This window comes from Lentzea alba (assembly GCF_047445655.1).
Classification (GTDB): Bacteria; Actinomycetota; Actinomycetes; order Mycobacteriales; family Pseudonocardiaceae; genus Lentzea; species Lentzea alba_A.
The window spans coordinates 61,087-83,032 of sequence record NZ_JAJAEG010000008.1 but is presented as its reverse complement, the minus strand read 5'-3'; the positions used below and the strand labels follow the sequence as shown (position 1 = coordinate 83,032).

Here is a 21,946-nt window from a genome sequence, read left to right as displayed (position 1 = left end):
GACAACGAGAATGAGTGCCTCGGGGACCAGAGCCGCCTGGCCCCGAGGCGCATCGGGAACTTCTGGTGTCACACCCCTCCGGTGACACACGCTGACGCGCAGGTCGGGTCGCAGCCGTCGTCGGTTCCGTTGGTGCAGGGGTTCATCGCGGCGTCAGCCGGGACATCGGTGATGAACTCCAAGTGCTCCAAGGCGAACAGATCGTCTGCGGCGATGGGCTCGTCGAGCATGATCAATGACATGGCATCCCCTGTTTGTTCGTCGATTCAACATCAACCTGACTAGAAGGCGTTGTGGTGCAACGGCATTCGAGTCAGGGCTTACCGGATGAGCTCATGGGTGAGCACCCGGAAGTCATCGCGGCCCCGCTGGGCCGGTAAACCACCAGCTCTGGTCGACCTGCAGTACAGCGGTCGCGGTGGCCAGTTCCTCGGTGTCACCGTCCGTGTCGGGCGCCGGTTCTGGCGTTGTGGCCGCGAGCATTTCGGGGGTGATGACGGGCATCTCGATGGTGTCGAAGTTGTTGCCCGGCCAGTCCCACGTGGTGCCGTCCTCGCTCCACTCCAGATGCAGCGGTCGTCCTTCGGCGACGGCGTCCTCCAGCAGTTCGGGAACCGTCATGCCCCATTGGTTGCCCTCGTGGTAGGCGTGCTGAGCTGCCACGGCGCTCACCGCCAGAGGCTGCTGTCGTCCACCTTCGACCCGACCTTCTGCAGGCAGTCGTCGCAGAAGCTGCCGCTCGGCGACTTGCCTGCCTTCTCGATGTCGAGCACCCGGCCGCACTCGGTGTCCACCGTGCCGTCGCCAGGACCGGTGCTGTCCCCGATCGCGTGGGTCAGGTCGTCCAGTGGCGAGGTCCACCAGACGTGGCCGCTCACCGGTTCTCCTGGCGCGCAGCAACGCGAAGACGAGCCTGCCCGCCGTAGGTCGGCAGGCTGGTTGCGCGGATCGACGCTGCGAGCCGGTCATGGGCGGCCAGCCAGCTCGGATCGGTCGCGAGCGATTCGAGTGCCCTGCTGCCACCGGGCGATCGAGCGGGATCGGCGTTGGGCAAGGACATGTTCGGCGTCTCCGTTCACGTACGGCGCGACCCGCATACCCGAGGAAGAGAGATGCGGGTCGCTGCTCGTAGGGCTCTGCGCCGGAATGGTCGACCAGATCAGCACGGTGTCGGCATTGATAAGGGCGCACGATGCAGTGGACGCGGCGTCACGGCCGGAGCGTCGGGGAGCAACCGGCCGTGACACCGCAGCATGCGAACGGAAGGTGAGGACCCGCGCGACCTGATGCGACAACGTTCTCAACAGCAAAGATCCCACCTAGTGTCACCTCCCGTATCTGGAAAGTGACGCTAGGTGGGATCTTGGATCGCTATTTCACAACTTGTGAACGGGCGGCGTGGATCACCCGGATGGGGCTACACCGACCCTGTAGGCCAGGCCGCGAAGGTCACGGCCGCCGGCCTCTCGCCTGGCCTGAGCGAGCAGACCAGCCACGGACTCGCGGACGAAGACGTTGTTGCGAACCTTCTGCGGAGCCAGCTTCTCCGCCTCCAGAATTGCGGCGAGGCCCTGATCGCGGTGCTTGCGCTCGGTGAGCAGACCGCGGCCGACGTCGATCCAGAACTGGGCTTGACGCGACTTGGACACACCAGCTGGTCGCACGGTGGAGGCGATCTCGCGAACCTTCGCGCCTGCGCCGAGCTCCAGGCCGATGGACACCTTCCAGATCCCGACGTTGGTGCGGCCGAAGTTGGTCTGCATCCACGGGCTGACATCCGGCTCGATCCGATCCGCGAGCGCGGTGGCCTCGGTCAGGTGGGTCTGGGCGGCGTCGGCGTCTCCCCGCGACGCGCACGCCAGGGCCGCAGTGAGGTGCGCGAGGCCGTGAACCTCCACCCGTGCACCAGGAACCTGCGCGGTCTGCACGGCGAGGTCGTACTGGCGAGATCGGTTGGTGCCACTGATCAGCTGCGCGCGCTGGTAGGCGGCATACGACAGCCAGACCGGGTCGTCGAGCTCCTCGGCGGCCTCACGCATCCGTTCCACCGCTAGTACGGGCAGCCCGGCCACACCGAGGTCGTGGGCGAAGTAGGCCACCGCCTTGTAAGTCGCGATGAGTCCCACCAGGGCGGCTGTACGCCGTTTCGGGTCGCTCGCGGCGACGAGCAGATCCCGGATCAGCGAAGGCAGCAACGCGCCTTGGGCGGCGTAGTCGGCGTTGGGGCGCAGCGTGAGGTTGAGCAGGTCCAGTTCGGCGCTCACCTGCTGCCACGGTCGCGCCGGTGCGTCGGGCACCTCGCCGATCCGCCATGCGGTCATGGCGTCTTCGACCTCGAAGATGTGGCTGTGAGCCTCTTCGGAGGCCGCATCGGTCGGTGCGTAGGGCTTGCCGGTCAGCTCGGCCGGCGACACGCGCAGCGCGTTGGCCAGCGCCTCCAGCGTTGCCCGCTGGTTCACTGGCCGCAGCCCTCGTTCGATCATGCTCAGGTAGCTCGGTGCCATGCCCGCGAGCTGCGCTGTCGCGGTCAGACTCATTCCCCGGAACGAACGGATCTCACGTACCCGTCGACCGATGTGCGTCTCGTCCACCGCCACCTGCCTCTCGCCGGAGAGTTCTTCTCTGTCGAGGTACCCCTTGGCCGACAGCCGGAACAGCACCTCTCGTGACGTCAGGCTAACTGTCCTCCGCCGAGTGTCAGCCACGGTCGGTGCTTTGAACGATCCCGGTGTGATCATCAGACCGCTGTCGTAAGACTTCACGGGCTGCGCCGACCCTACGCAGTGACCTGCGTCTTGCACTCTGAGTGGCCATCGACCACCACGAGCAGGTCTGTAAACACAGGGAAGCGAACGCGCGGGCCGTACGTGTTGGTATCGGACAGCTTGTCCAGCACGATCGAGGCGTCCGCACTTGTTACCGAGAGTGCGCTCCACCGCTCGTGTTCTTGATTATGCCCGGACTGATGGTAAGCCGGTTGAAGAGACAGGGTATTCGTGGAATTTCGGCTAGTTATGCGTTAATAGATACTTCGGATTCGGCCTGAGAAGTCGGCGGTAAGGTTATGGCGTGCGGCTTCCCTCTGTCAAGAAGTAGATTGCATCGCCTTCTTATTTGGAACTCAAGGTAGGCCTGGCCCGTGCCCTCGATATACTCCTGATCTGGGCCGAATTCCTCTTGTAGTGCTTGGAGTGAGGAGAAGACTGGCGCGACCGGATAGCCGGCTTCCTCTTCTACGACTATCGGCAACTGACTACCTGGTGCAAATAGTATGAACTTCCGCAAATACTCGTCTTTGAACTGCTGCTGAGTCAACTTTTTGCTGCGATAAGCATTCGCTGCCCTGGCGAGAATTCTGCGGGCGTTCTTCTGGTCAAACTGGCGAGCCCGCTGTAGTCGTTCTTGGCGCATTCCTGGATCGCCGAGCTCCTCCAGGACCTCTGTCAAGGCTACGTTAAACATCTTGCGTTCATCTTCGGAGTGGATGGCTCGCATTAAGTCTAAATCTTCATCGGTGGTCTCGGGCATCCTGAAAACAGCTCGTCCCTCGGACCAGTCTGGGTCGGGAGGCGCTTGTGGTGCCGCTTCCTCCAGTCGGTTCTCTTGGTGGCGTTTTTTGAATCGGGGCAGCCAGTGAAACTGTTCTGCAGACATGGGGAAGATCATTAAGTTGCTTCCCTATCGTTTTGAAGGTCCTTCTTCTTGTTGTCGACCGCAGATCTTGTCAGCATGTTGAGGTAATAGTTTGTCTGTGCCCTCTTCTCCTTGTAGATGAATATCGTGGTAGCCGTTGACCAGAGCCCAAGTGTCAACCAAAGTCCGTTTGTGCTTACCAGAGTAGACTGAGGAAGGAAAGAAAGCGTTACGGTTACGTTTCCTGGAATACTGTTTACTGCGTTGAGTATGTAGAAAACTACTGAAAGTAGCGAGTTGAGCACAACGATGCCTAGCGCGATCGATACGGTGAGCGAAGATCGTGCAAGACCTCGGCCGTCGACACCGCGCCCGAGTGCTGCTGCGACGAACGCAGGCAGGGCGAGGATCAACGCTGGAGCTCCTTGAAATGTGCCAGTGGGGTTAAACGGTGACCGAGCGAATGTGAAGAACATGATCAGAATGCTGGTCATCAACGATACAAGTGCGATTCCGGAAATTGAGCCGGGTGGAATTTCTCGGAATCTAATTACGGACTTGAAGCTTGGCGCGGTGACGTGCGGAGAGCTCGTGGATGTCGACAATTGGGTATGCGGGTGAGCTCCTTGCCTTCTCACGTAGAGGTGCGCAATAGAGCGGCCTTCTTCATGGTAGAGGCGCATGTAGGGACGGATAGGCTGAGCGTTCTCGAAGCTATCCTGTTCCATCTTGTTTCTTGAGCCAAGCTCCTCTAAGTGGTGATCAAATACATATTGCCCTGGTGGGGCCTGTATCTGCAAATGGAAGCTGTCTGCTTGAAAAGCGCGAGATACTGGCAAGTCAATTGTGACCGGGTCAAGTCCGAACCTAGCTCGAAGAAGTTCTTCTCGCTTGGTTCGCATGAGGTCGGATGTCACCATGTGCTCGTAAGAGACTACGAAATTTCCCAGCTCGGGTTGGGTCATTTCGGCCACTATGAGGTAGTTGTAGGTTAGTACGCGGCAAATTCTCGTAATCTTGTTGCGTACATCCTTACTGAACAGTAGTGGCCACTGGGATAGTTTGTGGTCGATATCAGCTAGAGTCTCGCTTCGGCTATCGACCAGGGTGAATGAGGCGCCTGGACGTGACGGTGTATTTCCAACAAAACATACGGCGTTGATGAGAACGTCGTTCATGACATCGCGCAGGCCCTGTTCCTGATCTGGCGTAAGGCTCGCGCGGTTACCGTCTGCTTGTGTTAGATGTTGCGTGAATAGCGCTTGTATCGCGGTGGCTAAGAGGCCGCGGATCTCGTATTGGGAGATCAAGTTTACCTTAGCGCCGCTGCTTGATCGTGCGGCAAAATTGTCGAAAAGGTGGCCCTTTCTTGCCGTGACAATCGGCAGTAGTATTGATTTCCTGTCGTTCTTTGCGATTTTCGCGACATCGACCGATTTTGCGGCAAGGCTGCGGGTTTCGTCGGCGCCGTTTGCTTCATGGTTCTTTTTGGGTTGATCGTCATGCAATTCGTATCTGAATGTAAGAGTGGTTGTGGTAAAAAGATCTCGGCCGTTGAGTGATAGTTCCTGATCGACGCGGACCAGGTAACTTGCCAGATCGAGTAAGGCGTTCTGGAAGTATCGTATGGCGTCATCGCCATACTTGTCCTTAACGTACTGCGCCGCAGCTTCGACGTCTTCGAGGCGAGGCTGTTTTGGGTGTGGTTTGCCGAGTGCGTTTTTCTTGAGGTCGGGCTGATAGCCGATCCAGGCGAGGGCTGCTGCGAGCATAATTGCGATCACGCTTGGAATAAGATGCCACCAGCCACGGATGGTGCCGACGTCGATAGTTGCCAGGTATAACGAGAAGATCAGCCCAATGCACAGGCCAACCATGATCCACCTCGTACGTAGCATCCCGTCTCGCACGGTGTCCCCTCAAGCCTGAGCGACGATGGTCGCACGTCGACTGCGCCTGCTGATCAATCTCCACTAACGTTGTGTCATAGCCATCGAAAGGATTAGGCGATGCGTTACGACTTGTAGTCGCAGTACGCCGAATGGGTAATCTGTATTCCATGATCACGCGAACTTATGCCAGCGCAACTGCGGACGCTGGATGGTGACTCCTCGGCGCCTGCTTCTCATGGAGCGGCATCGAAGTCATCACTGCATCCCTGTCTTAAGAGTTGCGGCGATCTTCGAAGAGAGGCCGTGCGAGCAGCTAGTGACTTCGCGAACCCAAGCAGGGGTGACGTTCACGTCCGGCCTCAGGTGTTCACGGGCCTCGTTGACGTAGTCCTGCAGCAGCTTTCGCGGGCGCTTGGGCGGAACTTCAGGGAGACGAGCCCGGTGTTCATGAACGATCGGGGCAGCCTCGACGACCCGCTGGTCAGCGGGTTCATGAACGGTCGTCGTCTCGCGGATCAAGGTCAGCAGGAGTTCATACGACAGGCCGAGTGCGACCGGTGGCCAGGCTGCCACGAGGCGGCCGATCAGCGTTGGTTCGGCGGCCGCGACGTTCGCGGCGAGCGACACCAGCAGCCCGAGGACGAGGCCGATCCAAGCGAGCGTGCCGACTGGTTGGCCGGCCCGCTTGCGGGTGAGCATCACCAGGGACGCCGAGACGAGCATGCCGTCGACCGAGATCGGCAGGATCCAGGCCTTCCAACCTTCACCGGCATCAGAAGCGAGCGCCCGCATGTGATCGAACGAGACGACGGCGGCCACCGCTGCGACCGCAGCGACGGCGACGACGCACGTTCGCTTGATCCAGATCGTGGGTTCGTTCACGACAGCCACCGATCCTGTCGAGGCTCGGAGCATGTGCATGGGGTGAAGTTCCAGGTGCGGCGTCGAGCTGCGTCCGGGCCGGACAGGAAGTTGGTCGCGTCGCGCAGTTTCTCCGCCGCAGCGCGGGACTCGTAGCAGCGCGCCGGTGACGTCCAGCCGCGCGGATGGATCCGTGAGACTGGCTCGGAGTAGGACAGGTGAACGCGGCTCATCGCGACATCACCGCAGGGTGGCAGCGAGGGCAAAGAGACGACCGCGTTCGGTCCTCGTTGAGCCAGATGACCCGAGCCGACACCGGATCGGAGTCGCGGGCGTCGCACTCGCCGCAGACCGCCGAGCGCCCACCGGGCGCGCTCGGCGCGGGAAGGTTCCTCGGACGGTTAAGGGAAGGATCGGGTGCAGTGCTCGCACCCCGTCGCGTCGTTGTTTGCACCTCGTGGCGCGTTGATTGCACCCCGTCCTGCTCAGCGAGGTGCAAGACGTGCACCTCGTCACACATCGCGAGGTCCCAGCCCTGAGGACGGCGGTCGGCGCGCTTGATGTGCGCGGCCAGGATGTCCGGATCCGAAGGCTTGATCAGGCGCAACGCGTGAAGACGATCAAGAGTCGTGCGCACGGTTCGCTCGGACAGGCGGGTGTAGCGGGTGAGCGTCGCGACCGACGGGAACGAATTTCGCCCGAAAGGGTCAGCATGGTTGGCGAGGCCGATGAGGACTACTGCGAGTGAGCTTGAGTCCTTGCGGTTGGTTGGGATCGGGGCGCTGTTGAGCGCCCACGCGATCGCTTCGATGCTCACGGCGTCACCACCGTGATGAGGGTCATGCGGCAGGATGTGCGCACGGTCGGACCTCCACTGTCCGATCGAGGTCCCGTCCCGCTGCTGGAACAGCGAACGGGACCGCCTACGTCGGTAGGCGGCCCCGTTCGGCCAAGATCACCAGCCTCGCTCGCGCCATTCGGCGAGCTTCGGACGCTCGACACCTAGGGTCGAGTCGTCGCCGTGACCTGGGTAGAACCACGTTTCGTCCGGCAGTTTGCCGAAGACGCGCTCTTCCAGGTCGGCCATCAGGCTGGCGAAGTTGTCTGGACTTGTTGTCCGCCCAGGACCACCCGGAAAGAGTGAATCTCCGGTGAAGAGGTGCGGGTGGCCGTTCGGGTCGTCGTAGAGCACGGCGATGGAGCCCGGTGTGTGGCCGCGCAGGTGGATGATCGAGAGCGGGACTTCTCCCACGTTGATGGTGTCGCCGTGGTCCACGAGGACGTCCGGTGGGACGGGGAGGACGGAGGCGTCCAGCTCGTGCGCGACGGTGTTCGAACCGTGGGCGCCGGCCAGTGCACCGAGTGCCTGCCAGTGATCGGCGTGCTGGTGCGTTGTCACGATCGTGCGCAGCCGCGGCCGTGAGGGGATGTGGCCGAAAAGGTCGGACAGGCGCTCGTAGTCGTTGGCCGCGTCGATGAGCAACGCCTCGTTCGTGGACCGGCAAACGAGCAGGTAGGCGTTGTTGTCCATCGGTCCGACGGAGATCTTCGTGATGGTCAGCGCGTCCAGGGTGCGACGGGCCGCGGGGCCGTCTGGATCGACGTGACCGGTGTAGTTCTCGAGTACGTCCACGGTGGCAGACGGTAGTCGCTCGATGCGGCGAGACGCACACCTTCAGGTTGCATACAGGTCTCACTCATAGGGTAAGTAAGGATCATCCCCCGCCCTCTGAGTACTCCGAAAGCACCAACGAACAGGTCCCCGCTTCTCGTGATTCCAGCTCAACGACAAAAGCCCAGGACGGTCCGCAAGGTCAGCTGGGACGTGCTCCGGGTCGTCGCGATCGGCTGTGTGTTGTTCCACCACGGCACGGTCACGAGCCTCGTCGACCACCCGTACCTCATGCCGATGCCCTTCACCTTCGACATGTCCATGGGTGCCAGCACGTTGATGGTGTTGTCGGCGTTCTTCGCCTGCGCCACCCTGAGCCACGGCCGGCCCGGCCAGTTCCTGTGGAGAAGACTCGCGCGGCTGCTGCCGGTCTACTTCGTGGCCGTCCTGCTCTCGTTCGCCGTGCAGCGCTGGGTCGCGCCGGCCGGGTGGAGCCATCTCGACGGCCGTGATCTCCTCTACAACCTGCTGCTGATCAGACCGTGGTTCGAGGACGCCCACATCGTCGACTTCGCGTACTGGACGATTCCGGTGCAGGTCAGCGCGTTCATCGCGGGTGCGGTGCTGGTGCGGTACGTGCGCGGCAGGGCGTTGCTGGCCTTTCCGTGGGTGCTCATCGTGACGCCGTTGGTGCTGCGGGAACTGATCGACTACTCGCACACGCTGGACCTGGCCTACAACGCGACTTCGGTCCACCGTGCGCAACTCTTCGCGGCAGGAATTGCCATCTGGCTGTGGTCGAAACATCGGCTGGGTGCGGCACATCTCGTCGCGGTGCTGACCGCCACCCTTGTGGCGCAAGCAATTCACACGGAGGAGTACGGAGCCACGTTCGGGTTCGGAGTTTTTCTACTCCTCGTGTGCGTGGCGGCCGGCGGACCCGATTGGGTGTTCTTCAAGCCGATCCGGCGGCCCATCACGTGGCTCGCCGGCATCTCCTACGGCATCTACCTGGTGCACCAGGCGATCGGCACCGTGGTGATGGACCGCATGCACTTCTTCGGGCTGCGGTCCTGGTGGCTGCTGGCCGGCTACGTCACCTCGGCGCTGGTGCTCGGCTGGGTGCTGACGAAGTTCGTCGAACGGCCCGCGTACCGGATGCTCACTCAGATCCACTCGGGCAGTTCGGGCAGGTCACCGCGCAGGCCGCCGCCGTCGGTCCTGCCGGTCAGCCAGCCCAGGACGGCGCTCGCGGACCCGCTCACGGAGCTGCGGCTCGGCGCGCCGTTGACGACCCAGTTGCGTTGAGTGCCGTCGGGCAGCGTCACCTCGATGGTGAACGGGTCGACGCGGCCCTCGAACTGTTCGACGGCGTCGTCGAGGAACTCCTCCACGAAGTCGGTCGGCAGGTCGTCGAAGCCGATGCCGGCGTTCAGGTCGATGAGGTGGATCCAGACCTCGCGCAGCCGGAACAGCGGCACCTGCGAGGCCGGGATCGCGGCGCCCTTGGGTGCCGTGACCTCCGAACGCCAGGAGTGCGCGGGCATCTCGCGGCAGGCGTTCTCGAACCGGACGCACGCGGAGTCCAGATCGGCCTTGATCACCTGCAGGATCCGGCGGGAGCCTTCCTCGATGTCGGCGTCGCGGTCCGCGCGCGACGCGTAAGCCTGGTGCTCGACCCCGGTGCGCGCCCAGGTGAGCAGGTTCACCAGCGCGTCCGCGTTGCGCGCGAGGTGGGTGATGACGTGTCCGCGGGTCCATCCGGGCAGCAGGCTCGGACCGCGCACCGCGGCCTGGTCCAGCTCCTCGACGACCTCGTACAGCACGTCGGTCGCCTGCCGCACCGCGTTGATGTGCCGGTCGGGCACACCGCGCGGCGCGGGTACGGACGTGTGCTGCGTGGACGGCGTGTAGGTCATGTGCTGCCTCTCCCCGACGTTGAGGCTCTGATCGAAGTGACCAGCCTATGAGTAAACCCAGCTCAGGGGAATGCGACAGCGGCCCGAACCGTTTTTGTCAGGGGTGGGACCTAGCATGGTCGGCGGGTCGGTCGCAGCCTCCACATCGATGCTAGTAGTCTTCGAACGCTTGTTCGGAAGAGTGTGGCGTGAGTGACCCGCCAATCGCAGCCGAAGGGACCCCAGTGGCAGACCGTCTTGTCGTTCGCGGCGCCCGCGAGCACAACCTGCGCGGCGTGGATCTCGATCTGCCGCGGGACAGCCTCATCGTCTTCACGGGGCTGTCCGGCTCCGGCAAGTCGAGCCTCGCGTTCGACACGATCTTCGCCGAGGGCCAGCGGCGCTACGTCGAGTCGCTCTCGGCTTACGCGCGCCAGTTCCTCGGGCAGATGGACAAGCCCGACGTCGACTTCATCGAGGGCCTCTCGCCCGCGGTGTCGATCGACCAGAAGTCGACGTCGCGCAACCCGCGGTCGACCGTCGGCACCATCACCGAGGTCTACGACTACCTGCGCCTGCTCTACGCGCGCGCCGGCAAGCCGCACTGCCCGCAGTGCGGTGAGGCGATCGGCAAGCAGACGCCGCAGGAGATCGTCGACCAGGTGCTCGCGATGGAGCAGGGCACCAAGTTCCAGGTGCTCGCGCCGGTCATCCGCGGCCGCAAGGGCGAGTACCTCGACCTGTTCCAGAACCTGCAGTCGCAGGGCTACTCGCGCGCGAAGGTCGACGGTGTCGTCTACGCGCTCGCCGAGGTGCCCAAGCTCAAGAAGCAGGAGAAGCACCACATCGCGGTCGTCATCGACCGTCTCAGCGTCAAGGCGTCGTCCAAGCAGCGCCTCACCGACTCGGTCGAGACCGCGCTCCGGCTGGCGGACGGCCTGGTCGAACTGGAGTTCGTGGATCTTCCGGAGACCGATCCGAAGCGGATCAGGGGTTTCTCCGAGAACCTGGCCTGTCCCAACGGGCACCCGCTCGCGATCGAGGACCTGGAGCCGCGGTCGTTCTCCTTCAACTCGCCGTACGGCGCGTGCACGGTCTGCACGGGCATCGGTGTGCGCAAGGAGGTCGACCCGGAGCTCGTGGTCCCGGACGACGAGCTGAGCCTCGAAGACGGTGCCATCGCGCCGTGGGCCGGCGGCCAGACCGCCGAGTACTTCATCAGGCTGTTGCAGTCGCTCGGCGAGACCATCGGTTTCCGGATGGACCAGCAGTGGCGGCTCCTGCCGGCCAAGGCGCAGAAGGCGATCCTGCACGGCATCGACGAGCAGGTGCACGTCCGGTACAAGAACCGCTACGGCCGTGAGCGCTCCTACTACGCCAACTACGAGGGCGTGATCCCGTTCCTCGAACGGCGTCAGGAGCAGACCGAGTCCGACTACATGCGGGAGAAGTACGAGGGCTACATGCGCGAGGTCCCGTGCCCCGCGTGTTCCGGCACCCGTCTGAAGCCCGAGATCCTCGCTGTCACGCTGCACCACGGCAAGAAGGGCGACAGGTCGATCGCCGAGGTCTGCGCGATGAGCGTCGCGGAGTGCTCGGAGTTCCTCGACGGCCTGAAGCTCGGCAAGCGCGAGTCGATGATCGCGGGCGCGGTGCTCAAGGAGATCCAGGCCCGCCTGCACTTCCTGCTGGACGTGGGCCTCGACTACCTGTCGCTCGACCGCGCGTCCGGCACGCTGTCCGGCGGTGAGGCGCAGCGCATCCGGCTCGCCACGCAGATCGGTTCCGGACTGGTGGGCGTGCTGTACGTGCTGGACGAGCCGTCGATCGGCCTGCACCAGCGCGACAACCACAGGTTGATCGAGACGCTGACCCGGCTGCGGAACCTCGGGAACACGCTGATCGTCGTCGAACACGACGAGGACACCATCCGCGCGTCGGACTGGGTCGTCGACATCGGGCCCGGTGCAGGCGAGCACGGCGGCAAGGTCGTGCACAGCGGCCCGTACAAGAAGCTGCTCACGAACAAGGACTCGATCACCGGCGCGTACCTGTCGGGCCGCAAGTCGATCCCGATGCCCTCCAAGCGCCGCAAGATCGACAAGAAGCGCCAGCTCACGGTCGTCGGCGCGCGCGAGCACAACCTGCGCGGCATCGACGTGTCGTTCCCGCTCGGCACGCTGACCTCGGTCACGGGTGTGTCCGGCTCCGGCAAGTCGACGCTGGTCAACGACATCCTCGCCACGGTGCTCGCGAACAAGCTCAACGGCGCGCGCCAGGTGCCCGGCAGGCACACCCGGATCAACGGTCTGAACGAGGTCGACAAGCTGGTGCGGGTCGACCAGTCGCCGATCGGCCGCACCCCGCGGTCGAACCCGGCCACCTACACCGGCGTGTTCGACCACGTCCGCAAGCTGTTCGCGGCGACGACCGAGGCGAAGGTCCGCGGCTACCAGCCGGGCCGGTTCTCGTTCAACGTCAAGGGCGGCCGCTGCGAGGCGTGCGCGGGCGACGGCACGATCAAGATCGAGATGAACTTCCTCCCGGACGTCTACGTCCCCTGTGAGGTGTGCAAGGGCGCGCGGTACAACCGCGAGACCCTGGAAGTGCACTACAAGGGCAAGACGATCTCCGAGGTCCTCGACATGCCGATCGAGGAGGCGGCCACGTTCTTCGAGCCGATCAACGCCATCCACCGCCACCTGCGCACGCTGGTCGACGTCGGCCTCGGCTACGTGCGGCTGGGCCAGCCGGCGCCGACGCTGTCCGGTGGTGAGGCGCAGCGCGTGAAGCTCGCGTCGGAGTTGCAGAAGCGGTCGACCGGCAAGACGGTCTACATCCTCGACGAGCCCACGACCGGTCTGCACTTCGAGGACATCCGCAAGCTGCTGGGCGTGATCAACGGCTTGGTGGACAAGGGGAACACGGTCATCGTCATCGAGCACAACCTCGATGTCATCAAGACGTCCGACTGGATCGTCGACATGGGTCCCGAAGGGGGCTCCGGCGGCGGTATGGTCGTTGCAGAGGGCACACCCGAACAGGTCTCCGAGGTCGAGAAGTCCTACACGGGGCAGTTCCTGCTGCAGGTGCTCGAGAATGAGGAGGTGTCGGCGGCAGGGTGATGATTCCACTCGATGCGCTGGCCCACCGCGAGCGCGCCCTTCAGGCGTCGCGCGGCGAGCCCGTGGCGTACCCCTTCAGCCTCGTTGAGGCGCTCGACTCGTCGGAGCAGGCACTCCGCCGCGTCGTGGCTGCAAGCTGGTTGCGAACCGTCGAACGGCTTCCTCGGCTCATCGACCGGTAGGCGCTAGTGCCGTGACCGGCGGCCTTCGCCCCGTATTTCGGTGTCCAGACGGGTGTATCGCGGTGCAGGCCCCGCGTCCTCATCCTGGTTGGCTGTGGGCGTGGGGCCTGTGCCGCGAGGCGCCCTGCTGGGCGCCGGAAGACGCGGCGGAGGCTGTCGGTCACGGCACTACCCAACTCGGTCGGCCTAGTGAGACGCTCAATTTTCGCTAGAGCCGCATTACACGCCGTTAGGAATTCCCGGTCCGGTGTGAGTTTTGTCGAGGGCCTGTCACCTGAACGAGCTATCCGGGATGATGGCGGCCGTGTCACTTCACCGCTACCGGTTCCGCAGCGTGTGGCACGTCTGCGCGCCCCCGGCAGCCGTGTACGACGTGCTGTCCGACATCGCGAACTACCCGCTGTGGTGGACCGAGGTCCGGTCGGCGACCAAGATCGACGATGAGAGCGGCGTGATCAGGTGCCGCTCGTTCCTGCCGTTCGACATCGTCGTGAACGTCCGGCACAGCATCGCGAACCAGCAGGCCGGCCTCTTGCGCGCGCAGTTGTCCGGTGATCTCGAAGGCTTCGCGAGCTGGGAGATCATCGGCCGCGACGGTGGCACCGACCTGGTGTTCGACCAGGAGGTCGTGGTCAACAAGCCCCTGCTGCGGCGGTTGGTGCTGATCGCCAAGCCGTTCTTCCGGGGCAACCACGACCTGATGATGCGCGGCGGCCTCAAGGGCCTGAAGCAGGTCCTCGCCGACCGGACGACCACCCCGCCGGACGCCTAGTCGCCGATCTGCACGATCGACTGGTCGGACTTGCGCGAGCACTGCAGCGGAGACTCCGAGTGCGGCCGTCCGGACTGGTAGATCCAGGCGCACTCCCAGTCGCCGGAGAACCAGAACGCGCCCTGCCCCTCGGTCTGACCGGCCTTGATCGCCGCCTGGTACCGGTCCGCGATGTCGAGCGCGGCCTCGCAACCCACCCAGCCGCCGAGATCGGTCACCTTCTGCTGGCCCTCACGGCAGACGACCGGCTCGCCGACGCACCGGACGCCCAGGTCCTTCCACACGTCCCTCGGCACGTCGCCGCACGGCACCTCCGTGTCCGCCCACTGGTACTGCCACGCGTCGTTCTTGAACTCGAACAGCGTCGGGACGTCGTTGGACTCGATCTGCGTCGAGCGCATCATCGCGAGCACGTAGCGGTCCTGGGCGCATTTGACGTCGGCGTAGACCACACCGGGCTCCGGCGGGCGCACCGCCGTGAGGGTCTCCGGCGTGACCGTGTCGCACGGTGGGACCTTGACCTCCCCGGCCTGCAGGTCCGCCGGGATCGAGACCTCCTTCATCGTGGTGACGAGCTCGTCGGAAGTCTTGGTGAGGCGCGGTTTCTGCGCCTCGGCCGCGGCCGCGACGTCGCTCAGGACCTTGACCTGCTCCGGCGTGAGCCGATGGCCGACGAACCGAAAGTCGATCTTCACGCCCGCACGTGAGGTGTGCTCCTTGATGATCGAGCGCACCTCGTCGGCGCTCTTGCCGCACGCGTCGGCCGCACCCCGCGCGACCACCACGATCCGGTTCGTCTTGTCGCCGCGGAACGGATACGTGCGCGCGAAGTCGTCGATCGCCGCGAGGATGCCGCTGAGCAACGTCGCCTTGCCACTGGGCGTGATCGAACGAGCGGCATCACCGATCGCGGCCGCCTGCCCGGTGCCCGGCGAGACCAGTTCGGCGGTGTTCGCGGAGTCGCACGAACCACCGAACCGGCGCAGCGCCAGCGAGTCGTCGGCCGGCATGTTCGACGCCGCCGCACCAACGGCGTCCGCCGCCTCGCGGAAATCGGACGACTCGGACGCGTCGACGAGGAACGTCGTGCGGTGATCCGGTGGCAGCACGACCCACAGCCCGCCGGCGACCAGCCCCAGCACCACAACGACGGCGCCCGCCACCAGCAACCAGCGTTTCATCGCGTTCCCCCAGGGCCCTGCGCGCGCAGCGTCGTCAGCGCTTCCGTCATCTCCCGCGCCTTCGCGTTGTACGCGTCGGCGGCCTTGGAGTAGACGGCAAGGGGCTCCTTCAGGTTCCGCCCGAACGAGCCGAGTCGAACAACGCGCCGGCCGCCTCGATCACCGACGCCTGCAACGCCCGCAGACTCGAAGCCATGTCGCGCAACCGCACCGCTTCGGGCGAGCTGGTCCGGCCGTCGAGATCCTTGATCTCGACATCTACGACGGCGTTCCTCGCTTCGGCCAGCGCGGTGTCGGCGAGGTCGAACCGGCCGCCCCGCAGTGCCTCCGCCGCGCAGTTCAGCTTGTCGACGGTCGAGTTCAACACGTTCACGACCGACTGCGACGACCTCAGCACCGGCTCGATGGTCGTGTGCCAGGCGAGCGCGCGTTTGAGCTCCTCCGGGGAGTTCGTGAAGGTCGGCTCCTGCGCCTTGAGCTCCGTGGTCAGCTCCTTCAGGCGTTCGCCGTCGCCGACCTGGTAGCCGATGAACCGGAACTGATCTGCGCCTGCACGAACTCGTCACCGGATCGCAGGTGTCTTTGCCCCGCGTGGTGACGATGATGATTCGGTTGATCTGTTTGGACTTCTGCGTCAACGGTGTCGCTCTCGTGCCCCGCCGTACCGATCGGGCGGTGTCTGCGCTCTCCTGCTGGTTGCCGGTGCCGAACCTGAAGAGTTGCGGGGTGTTGTCGTCCGAACCGCACTCGCCGCCGAAGCTGTGCAACGACCGAGAGTCGTGCTCGTCAGATTGCGTTCAGTGGCGTCGATCAGGAACGTCGTCTCGCAGGAAGCGAAGATCGGGACGACCCACCGCACGACCGCGGAACTGCCGGCGGCGACGAGCGTCAGGACGATCAACCGCTTGCGGCGCTCCGGCTTTCCGAGTTCCTCGTGGGCTTTCTGGATCGCTGCGTCAGGTTCGGCCGGACAGGTGCCGCACCAGCAACGCCAACTGCTCCGCGTACTTCGCGGCGAACTCGGGCGTGGCCGGGTCCTCGCCGGTGATCTGACCCGCGGTCTGCCGCAGCGTCAACGGCGCGGCGGCCGCGGCCATCAACGCCAGCAACAGCATCCCGGGGTCCAGGTCGGCAGGAAGCTCGCCCGCGGCCTGCCGCTCGCGCATCTGGTCGACCTGGGCGCGGAGAAAAGCCTCGTCGGTGGGCGGGCTGTCGCCGGCCAGGTTCGACCACGCCCACAGGCGGCCGTGATCGGTGAGCGTGGTCGCCACGAAGCTCGCCAGGACCTGGTCGAGCGGCTGTTCCTGGCTCGCCATCTCGGCGGCTGAGCTGTGCCAGCTCGTGGCGAGCTCCTTGTACAGGCCCTCTTTGCCGCCGAAGTAGTACGAGATCAGCTGCTTGTTCACGCCTGCGCGCGCGGCGATGTCGGTCGTGCGCGTGGCCGCGTAGCCCTTGGCGCCGAACTCCGCCGCGGCCGCCTCGATGATGCGGGCCCGCGTGCGTTCCGGGTCGCGCTTGCGTTCCGAGGCGGTGGGAGAGCGGCGTTGATCCACCTGGACACGGTAGCCGACAGGGTCAGTTTCAACCAACGGGTTGACTTAATCAACCGTGCGGTTGAAACTCGGTGGCATGAGAATCGCAGTGGTTGGTGGAGGGATCGGCGGGCTGTGCCTGGCGCACGGGTTGCGCAAGGCCGGCGTGGACGTTGCGGTGTACGAGCGCGATCGCTCGCGCACGGACCGCCTGCAGGGGTATCGGGTGCACATCAACCCGGATGGTGCCGCTGCGTTGAGAGAGTGCTTGCCTGCGGCGAACTGGGAGCGGTTCGAGCGGAGTGCGGGATCTGGCGGCAACGGGTTCGGTTTCTTAACGGAACAACTCAAGCCTCTGCTCGTGCTCGATCCGGAGGAGGAGAAGCACTACTCCGCCAGCCGGATCACGCTCAGGCAGGTGTTGCTGGACGGGTTGGACGTGCAGTTCGGTAAGCGGTTCGAACGGTACGAACAGAACGGCGCCATCACCCTGCACTTCGAGGACGGCACGACCGCGGAGTGCGACGTGCTCGTCGGTGCGGACGGCATCCGGTCCCGTGTGCGCGGCCAGTACCTGCCGCACGCCGGCACCGAGGAGGTCGGGGTTGTCGCGGTTGCGGGGAAGCTCTTCCTCGACGAGCACGACTGGATCCCGCGGAGCCTGGTCGACAGGGCCAACTCGATCGTCCCGACCAGCCGGTGCGGGATGTTCCTGGCGGCTCACGACGGGCTCGGGCACACGGACGACGACGGCGTGTTGTTCGACAACGTGCGTCCGTACCTGATGTGGGCGTATGCGGCCAACGACCTCGACGTGCGCAACGGGCTGCAGGCGGAGGTGCTGCGGCGGATCGCAGGGTGGAGTCCTGACCTGCGCAGGATCGTCGAGGAATCGCACCCGGACACGGTCAGTCAGTGGCGCATCAGGTCGTCGAAGCCGATCGAGCGGTGGGAGAGCACGAACGTCACGCTGCTCGGTGACGCCATCCACGCGATGACGCCGATGCGTGGGATCGGTGCGAACGTCGCGCTCAAGGACGCGCAGCTGCTGGCGCGGTGCATCGCAGAGGGTGGTGACGCCATCGCACGGTACGAGCGCGAGATGTACGACTACGGGTTCGCGGCGGTGCGTGACTCGCTGCGTGCGGCCAAGCAGTTCGCGGACGGTGGCCCGGTGGCGCGGACGATCTTCAAGACCGTGCTGAGGACCGCGAACGCCGTCCCCGCGTTGAAGCGCGCGATGTTCTAGAAATCAGTTTGAACCGACCTGGCCCGCTCTACGTGTGATGGACGTTGGAGGGCACTAGCCAGGAGGTTCATGATGATCCGCAAGGGTGTTGCGGTCGTCGCGTTGGGGTTGATCTCGCTGACTGCCTGCGCCGGCACGCCGGAGAGCAAGCCGGTCGCGCAGCAGCAACAGGAAAGCGTTGTGGCGCTGAAGGTTGCGGAGATCGACGACCTGGGGCCGGTGGTCACCGACGTCAAGGGTTTCACGCTTTACCGGTTCGACGGCGACAAGCCGAACGAGTCCACTTGCGACGGTGAGTGCGCCGCGACCTGGCCTCCCGCAACGGTCACCGACGAGAACTTCTCGGTGAACGGCGTGGACGAAAGCTTGGTGGGCAGCATCGTCCGCAAGGACGGCAGCCGTCAGCTCACCGTCGACGGCATGCCGCAGTACCGGTTCGCCAAGGACGGCAAGCCCGGCGAGACCAAGGGGCAGGGCCTGCAGGGAAAGTGGTTCGCCACCGGCAAGAACGGCGAACGCACCAGGCTGGCCGCGCGCACCGGTGTCATCGCCGGACTCGGCGCGGTGCTGACGAACGACGCGGGTCTCACGCTCTACCGGTTCGACGGGGACAAGCCCGGTGAGTCCACTTGCGACGGTGGCTGCGCCGAGTCGTGGCCGCCGGTGTACGTGGAGGGCGAGCAGCCGCGCGTGAAGGGCGTGGACCCGAAACTGCTCGGCACGATCACCCGCAAGGACGGCAAGAAGCAGCTCACGGTCGCGAACTGGGCGCAGTACACGTTCAAGAACGACACCAAGCCCGGTGAGGCCAAGGGTGTCACGGTGCCGAAGTGGTTCGCCACGGCCACCGACGGCAAGAAGGCCCAGCAGAACAAGGCGCTCGGGCTCACCAGCGCGACCGTGAAGGACCTCGGCGTCGTCGCCACCGACGCCGACGGCATGACGCTCTACCGGTTCGACAACGACTCCGTGAACCCGCCCACGAGCAACTGCTCCGGCGAGTGCGCGGTGCAGTGGCCGCCCGCTTTCGTCAGCGAGGGTTTCCAGGTTCAGGGCGTGGATCCCGCGCTCGTGGGGACGATCGAGCGGGACGGCAAGAAACAGCTCACCATCGCAGGATCGCCGCAGTACCTCTTCTCAGGTGACAAGGTCTGCGGTGATGCCAACGGACAGGGCGTTGGCGGCAAGTGGTGGGCGACCAAGGCCGACGGAAGTCGCGCCGGCCAGTAGAAAAGAGAAAAGCCCCGGCGGGAACGTGTCCCGCCGGGGCTTCTTCTTCAGCGCAGACGCAGCAGGAGGGCCTGCTCAGGTTCCATGACCGGCAGCTGGATCCCGACCTCGGACAGCACGGAACCGGGCAGCTCCACCGCGTCCCAGCCCTCGATCCGCCGCTGGTTCAGCTTCGGCCAGCCGGCGGGAGCGTCGAACGTCAGCCGGTACGTGCGCGCCGGGTCCAGTCCCGGCAGTCGCACGCGTCGCGGCTTGCTCTGCACCGAGGTCGCGATCTGCGCGTAGCAGAACAACGCCTCGGACCGGTCCGCCGCAACGATTCCGTGCACCCAGGCCGCGGGGTCCGGGTGGTCGGAACGCACCACGGTTCCGGTGTGCACCAACGACCGCACGTCCTTGTAGTACTCGATCGCGGCCTGCAGCCCGGCCCGTTCCTCGTCGGTCGCCGAGTTGATGTCCCACTCGATGCCGAAGTGCCCGAACATCGCCGTGGCCACCCGGAACGACAGGTCGTGCACGCGACCGGTGGTGTGCGACTTCGTGGGGCCGACGTGCGCGCCCATGAGCTCCGGCGGCAGGAACACGCCGGTCCACCGCTGGATCAGCTGGCGTTCCAGGGCGTCGTTGCAGTCCGACGTCCACACGCGGTCGGTGCGCGACAGCACGCCGAGGTCGATGCGGGCGCCACCTGAGGAGCAGCTCTCGATCTCCACGTGCGGGTGCCGGCCGCGCAGGTCGTCCAGCAGCCGGTAGAACGCCGCGGTCTGGGCGTGCACGCGCGAGCCGATCAGGTCGCGGTTGTGGTCCCACTTCACGAACGCGATGTCGTTGTCCGACAACACCGACGAGACGCGTTCGAGGATGTACGCGTACGCGTCGGGATGTGCGATGTCGAGGACCTGCTGGTTGCGCCACGACGGCGGCAGCACGCCGGGACGCGGCCCCAGCACCCAGTCCGGATGTGCCCGGTAGAGGTCCGAGTCCGTGTTGATCATCTCCGGCTCGAACCAGAGGCCGAACTCCATGCCCAGCGAGCGGACGTGCTTGATCAACGGCGTCAGGCCGTCCGGCCACACGGTCTCGTCGATGTACCAGTCGCCGAGGCCCGCGGTGTCGTCGCGGCGGTGCCGGAACCAGCCGTCGTCCAGCACGAAGCGTTCGACACCAACGGCCGCGGCGGTGTCGGCCAACGACGTCAGCCGCGCCAGGTCGTGGTCGAAGTACACCGCTTCCCACGTGTTCAGCACGACCGGCCGGGGGCGCAGCGCACGTTCGCGCAGCTGGCGGTGGAAGGCCGCGCTGATGCCGTCGATGCCGCTGGACGAGTAGGCCGCGTAGATCCACGGAGACTCGTAGGTCTCGTTGGGCTGGAGCGTGATCTCGCCGGGCAGCAGCAGCTCGCCGCCACCCAGCACCGGCGAGCCGTCGGAGAGGTTCTCGGCGTAGGTCACGTGGTTGCCGCTCCACGCGACGTGCAGCGCCCACACCTCGCCGTCGCGGAACGAGAAGCCCTCGGTGCCGGCGAGCAGCCCGATGGTCGCGTCGTGGCCGGTGCGGCCTCGGCGCGATTCGCGGACCCACGAGCCGTAGTTCAGCGCTTGTCGTTGCGGTGAGCGCTCGCGGCTCCAGCGGCCGGTGAAGTCGAGCAGCTCGGTGGCCGCGGCTGGGATCGGGAGCGCGGTTTCCAGGCCCTCCAACGCATACGGCGTCGTGCCGTCGTTGCGAACCGAGTGCCGCAGCCGGAGCATGCCGGACTCCAGCAGCTCCACGGTGCCGTGCACGGTCAGCTCGGCGGCCGCGTCCTCAGCCACGTATCGGAAGATCGAGTCGTCCTCCCCGGAGAACGACGTCACGGCCAGCGCGGGTGCGAAGTGCTCGCCTTGTCGGTGGCCGCGCAGACCGGGGCGACCGGAGTGCCCGGCGCCGGCGTCGGGCAGCAGCGAAAGCGGGACCGCGCTGTCCGGTGAGTTGTGCGGGTTCGACCACGTGACGGCGTTGACCAGGCCGCGCAATGCGGCCTGGTCAACGTCTCCGAGCGTTCGCCCCCAGTGCGTGACGACCGGCAGTCCGGTGCCTTGGACATCGATGACGACGCTGGAGGTGGTGTCGCGCAGGTGCACGACCTCCGTGTTGTTCATGCGGGCCCCGTCCACATCAAACACAAATGAACATTGCGCCGATCCTGAGACGCGAGGCTCGCGTTGTCAAGCGTTTGAACTTGTTGAGTTATGTCCGATTCGGACCGCAGTTGGGCGCCTGTTCGTAGACCTCGGCGACGACGGGCTCCGCCTTGATCAGGTCAGCCAGCTTCGGACCGCTCGGATCCCAGAACACGACGTCCTTCGTCACGAACTCGGCAGGTCCGGCGAGCTGCTCAACCGGCACCTTCTGCGTGTTGGCGAGCACCTCGTCCAGCTTGGTCACGAACGAGGCGAGGTCACGCTGGTTCGCCGCCACCAACTCGTCGCCCTGGGCGAACGGGGAAGGGCCGATGGCGTCGAAGATGGTCTTGGACTTGGCGAACATCTCCCGCAGTTCGGTCAGTGCGGTCACCAGCGCCGCCCGGTCCGCTTCGACCGGAGGCCGGTCCGGGGTGAACTTCGGCGCCTTGGACACCGCCGTGCCACGGGTGTAGACGGCCCACTCACCGGCGCACACCTGGTCGACCCACGCGGTGACGGCGGGCTTGTCGGTGGGGGAAGGTCGGGACGCGGGCGGCGGCGAGGAGCACCCCGCCGCCGCGACCACGAGCAAACAGATCAGGCTTCTTCGCACCCGG

The 21,946-nt window shown here is 65.2% G+C and carries 21 protein-coding genes and 1 pseudogene; 6 read left to right on the top strand and 16 right to left on the bottom strand.

Going from position 1 to position 21,946, the window contains the following annotated elements:
• Nucleotides 1-68: 68 nt before the first annotated feature.
• The 10 genes from LFM09_RS14855 to LFM09_RS14810 all read right to left on the bottom strand — a co-directional run bounded on the left by LFM09_RS14855 (nt 69) and on the right by LFM09_RS14810 (nt 8,019).
• Entirely contained in the window at nt 69-242 is a 174-nt protein-coding gene (locus tag LFM09_RS14855; RefSeq protein WP_414097012.1) for a hypothetical protein, read from the bottom strand.
• 112 nt (nt 243-354) lie between these two features.
• The gene (locus LFM09_RS14850; RefSeq protein WP_414097011.1) at nt 355-672 is read right to left on the bottom strand and encodes a hypothetical protein; all 318 of its coding nucleotides are present in this window, start codon (nt 670-672) and stop codon (nt 355-357) included.
• A complete protein-coding gene (locus LFM09_RS14845) occupies nt 669-878 on the bottom strand; it encodes a hypothetical protein (protein ID WP_414097010.1) in 210 nt (69 codons plus the stop codon). The genes LFM09_RS14850 and LFM09_RS14845 overlap by 4 nt, the downstream gene beginning before the upstream one ends.
• Nucleotides 875-1,060, bottom strand: a complete 186-nt coding sequence (locus LFM09_RS14840; RefSeq protein WP_414097009.1) for a hypothetical protein — start codon at nt 1,058-1,060, stop codon at nt 875-877. The genes LFM09_RS14845 and LFM09_RS14840 overlap by 4 nt, the downstream gene beginning before the upstream one ends.
• A 343-nt stretch (nt 1,061-1,403) precedes the next feature.
• The gene (locus tag LFM09_RS14835) at nt 1,404-2,660 is read right to left on the bottom strand and encodes a helix-turn-helix domain-containing protein (protein WP_414097008.1); all 1,257 of its coding nucleotides are present in this window, start codon (nt 2,658-2,660) and stop codon (nt 1,404-1,406) included.
• A 352-nt stretch (nt 2,661-3,012) separates the two neighbouring features.
• Nucleotides 3,013-3,654, bottom strand: coding sequence for a hypothetical protein (locus tag LFM09_RS14830; protein ID WP_414097007.1), 642 nt, complete (start codon nt 3,652-3,654; stop codon nt 3,013-3,015).
• 11 nt (nt 3,655-3,665) lie between these two features.
• Nucleotides 3,666-5,510 (bottom strand): hypothetical protein, encoded by a 1,845-nt coding sequence (locus tag LFM09_RS14825; protein ID WP_414097006.1) that lies wholly within the window; start codon nt 5,508-5,510, stop codon nt 3,666-3,668.
• Nucleotides 5,511-5,780: 270 nt separating this feature from the next.
• A complete protein-coding gene (locus LFM09_RS14820; protein WP_414097005.1) occupies nt 5,781-6,407 on the bottom strand; it encodes a DUF2637 domain-containing protein in 627 nt (208 codons plus the stop codon).
• 208 nt (nt 6,408-6,615) lie between these two features.
• On the bottom strand, nt 6,616-7,203 hold the full coding sequence (locus LFM09_RS14815; protein WP_414097004.1) for a helix-turn-helix domain-containing protein: 588 nt from the start codon (nt 7,201-7,203) through the stop codon (nt 6,616-6,618).
• 138 nt (nt 7,204-7,341) lie between these two features.
• Complete coding sequence (locus LFM09_RS14810) at nt 7,342-8,019, bottom strand: MBL fold metallo-hydrolase (RefSeq protein WP_414097003.1); 678 nt, start codon at nt 8,017-8,019, stop codon at nt 7,342-7,344.
• A 138-nt stretch (nt 8,020-8,157) separates the two neighbouring features.
• Here LFM09_RS14810 and LFM09_RS14805 point away from each other — a divergent pair.
• Nucleotides 8,158-9,117 (top strand): annotated as a pseudogene (locus LFM09_RS14805) (acyltransferase family protein); the annotation flags it as partial.
• 47 nt (nt 9,118-9,164) lie between these two features.
• Here LFM09_RS14805 and LFM09_RS14800 read toward each other — a convergent pair.
• Complete coding sequence (locus tag LFM09_RS14800; RefSeq protein WP_414097002.1) at nt 9,165-9,917, bottom strand: maleylpyruvate isomerase family mycothiol-dependent enzyme; 753 nt, start codon at nt 9,915-9,917, stop codon at nt 9,165-9,167.
• Nucleotides 9,918-10,141: 224 nt separating this feature from the next.
• On the opposite strand from LFM09_RS14800, the gene uvrA reads away from it, so the two are divergent.
• The 3 genes from uvrA to LFM09_RS14785 all read left to right on the top strand — a co-directional run bounded on the left by uvrA (nt 10,142) and on the right by LFM09_RS14785 (nt 13,975).
• Complete coding sequence (gene uvrA / locus LFM09_RS14795; protein WP_414097000.1) at nt 10,142-13,021, top strand: excinuclease ABC subunit UvrA; 2,880 nt, start codon at nt 10,142-10,144, stop codon at nt 13,019-13,021.
• Nucleotides 13,021-13,203, top strand: coding sequence for a hypothetical protein (locus tag LFM09_RS14790; RefSeq protein WP_414096999.1), 183 nt, complete (start codon nt 13,021-13,023; stop codon nt 13,201-13,203). Before uvrA ends, LFM09_RS14790 begins: the two co-directional genes overlap by 1 nt.
• Nucleotides 13,204-13,507: 304 nt before the next feature.
• Nucleotides 13,508-13,975, top strand: a complete 468-nt coding sequence (locus LFM09_RS14785; protein ID WP_414096998.1) for an SRPBCC family protein — start codon at nt 13,508-13,510, stop codon at nt 13,973-13,975.
• On the opposite strand, the gene LFM09_RS14780 is transcribed toward LFM09_RS14785, so the two are convergent.
• From LFM09_RS14780 to LFM09_RS14770, 3 genes are all read right to left on the bottom strand, one after another.
• Nucleotides 13,972-15,156 (bottom strand): hypothetical protein, encoded by a 1,185-nt coding sequence (locus tag LFM09_RS14780; protein ID WP_414096997.1) that lies wholly within the window; start codon nt 15,154-15,156, stop codon nt 13,972-13,974. The genes LFM09_RS14785 and LFM09_RS14780 overlap by 4 nt on opposite strands.
• A gap of 109 nt (nt 15,157-15,265) precedes the next feature.
• Nucleotides 15,266-15,553 (bottom strand): hypothetical protein, encoded by a 288-nt coding sequence (locus LFM09_RS14775; RefSeq protein ID WP_414096996.1) that lies wholly within the window; start codon nt 15,551-15,553, stop codon nt 15,266-15,268.
• Nucleotides 15,554-16,112: 559 nt separating this feature from the next.
• Nucleotides 16,113-16,709, bottom strand: a complete 597-nt coding sequence (locus tag LFM09_RS14770; protein WP_414096995.1) for a TetR/AcrR family transcriptional regulator — start codon at nt 16,707-16,709, stop codon at nt 16,113-16,115.
• Between the two features lie 76 nt (nt 16,710-16,785).
• Here LFM09_RS14770 and LFM09_RS14765 point away from each other — a divergent pair, with 76 nt between their 5' ends.
• Both LFM09_RS14765 and LFM09_RS14760 read left to right on the top strand, forming a co-directional pair.
• Entirely contained in the window at nt 16,786-17,937 is a 1,152-nt protein-coding gene (locus LFM09_RS14765; protein ID WP_414096994.1) for an FAD-dependent oxidoreductase, read from the top strand.
• A gap of 69 nt (nt 17,938-18,006) precedes the next feature.
• On the top strand, nt 18,007-19,167 hold the full coding sequence (locus LFM09_RS14760; RefSeq protein WP_414096993.1) for a hypothetical protein: 1,161 nt from the start codon (nt 18,007-18,009) through the stop codon (nt 19,165-19,167).
• A gap of 47 nt (nt 19,168-19,214) precedes the next feature.
• Here the strand turns inward: LFM09_RS14760 and LFM09_RS14755 are convergent, their stop codons facing one another.
• Nucleotides 19,215-21,305, bottom strand: a complete 2,091-nt coding sequence (locus LFM09_RS14755; RefSeq protein WP_414096992.1) for an alpha-galactosidase — start codon at nt 21,303-21,305, stop codon at nt 19,215-19,217.
• An 88-nt stretch (nt 21,306-21,393) separates the two neighbouring features.
• Nucleotides 21,394-21,942 carry a hypothetical protein gene (locus tag LFM09_RS14750; protein ID WP_414096991.1) on the bottom strand — a complete coding sequence of 183 codons (549 nt, stop codon included), beginning with the start codon at nt 21,940-21,942 and terminating at the stop codon, nt 21,394-21,396.
• Nucleotides 21,943-21,946 lie beyond the last annotated feature (4 nt).

Bases quoted from the DNA above. Each gene is read 5' to 3' on its own strand.
- LFM09_RS14855 (WP_414097012.1), bottom strand. From the start codon at position 242: ATGTCATTGATCATGCTCGACGAGCCCATCGCCGCAGACGATCTGTTC.
- LFM09_RS14840 (WP_414097009.1), bottom strand. From the start codon at position 1,060: ATGTCCTTGCCCAACGCCGATCCCGCTCGATCGCCCGGTGGCAGCAGG.
- LFM09_RS14830 (WP_414097007.1), bottom strand. From the start codon at position 3,654: ATGTCTGCAGAACAGTTTCACTGGCTGCCCCGATTCAAAAAACGCCAC.
- LFM09_RS14825 (WP_414097006.1), bottom strand. From the start codon at position 5,510: ATGGTTGGCCTGTGCATTGGGCTGATCTTCTCGTTATACCTGGCAACT.
- LFM09_RS14800 (WP_414097002.1), bottom strand. From the start codon at position 9,917: ATGACCTACACGCCGTCCACGCAGCACACGTCCGTACCCGCGCCGCGC.
- LFM09_RS14790 (WP_414096999.1), top strand. From the start codon at position 13,021: ATGATTCCACTCGATGCGCTGGCCCACCGCGAGCGCGCCCTTCAGGCG.
- LFM09_RS14780 (WP_414096997.1), bottom strand. From the start codon at position 15,156: ATGAAACGCTGGTTGCTGGTGGCGGGCGCCGTCGTTGTGGTGCTGGGG.
- LFM09_RS14765 (WP_414096994.1), top strand. From the start codon at position 16,786: ATGAGAATCGCAGTGGTTGGTGGAGGGATCGGCGGGCTGTGCCTGGCG.
- LFM09_RS14760 (WP_414096993.1), top strand. From the start codon at position 18,007: ATGATGATCCGCAAGGGTGTTGCGGTCGTCGCGTTGGGGTTGATCTCG.
- LFM09_RS14755 (WP_414096992.1), bottom strand. From the start codon at position 21,305: ATGAACAACACGGAGGTCGTGCACCTGCGCGACACCACCTCCAGCGTC.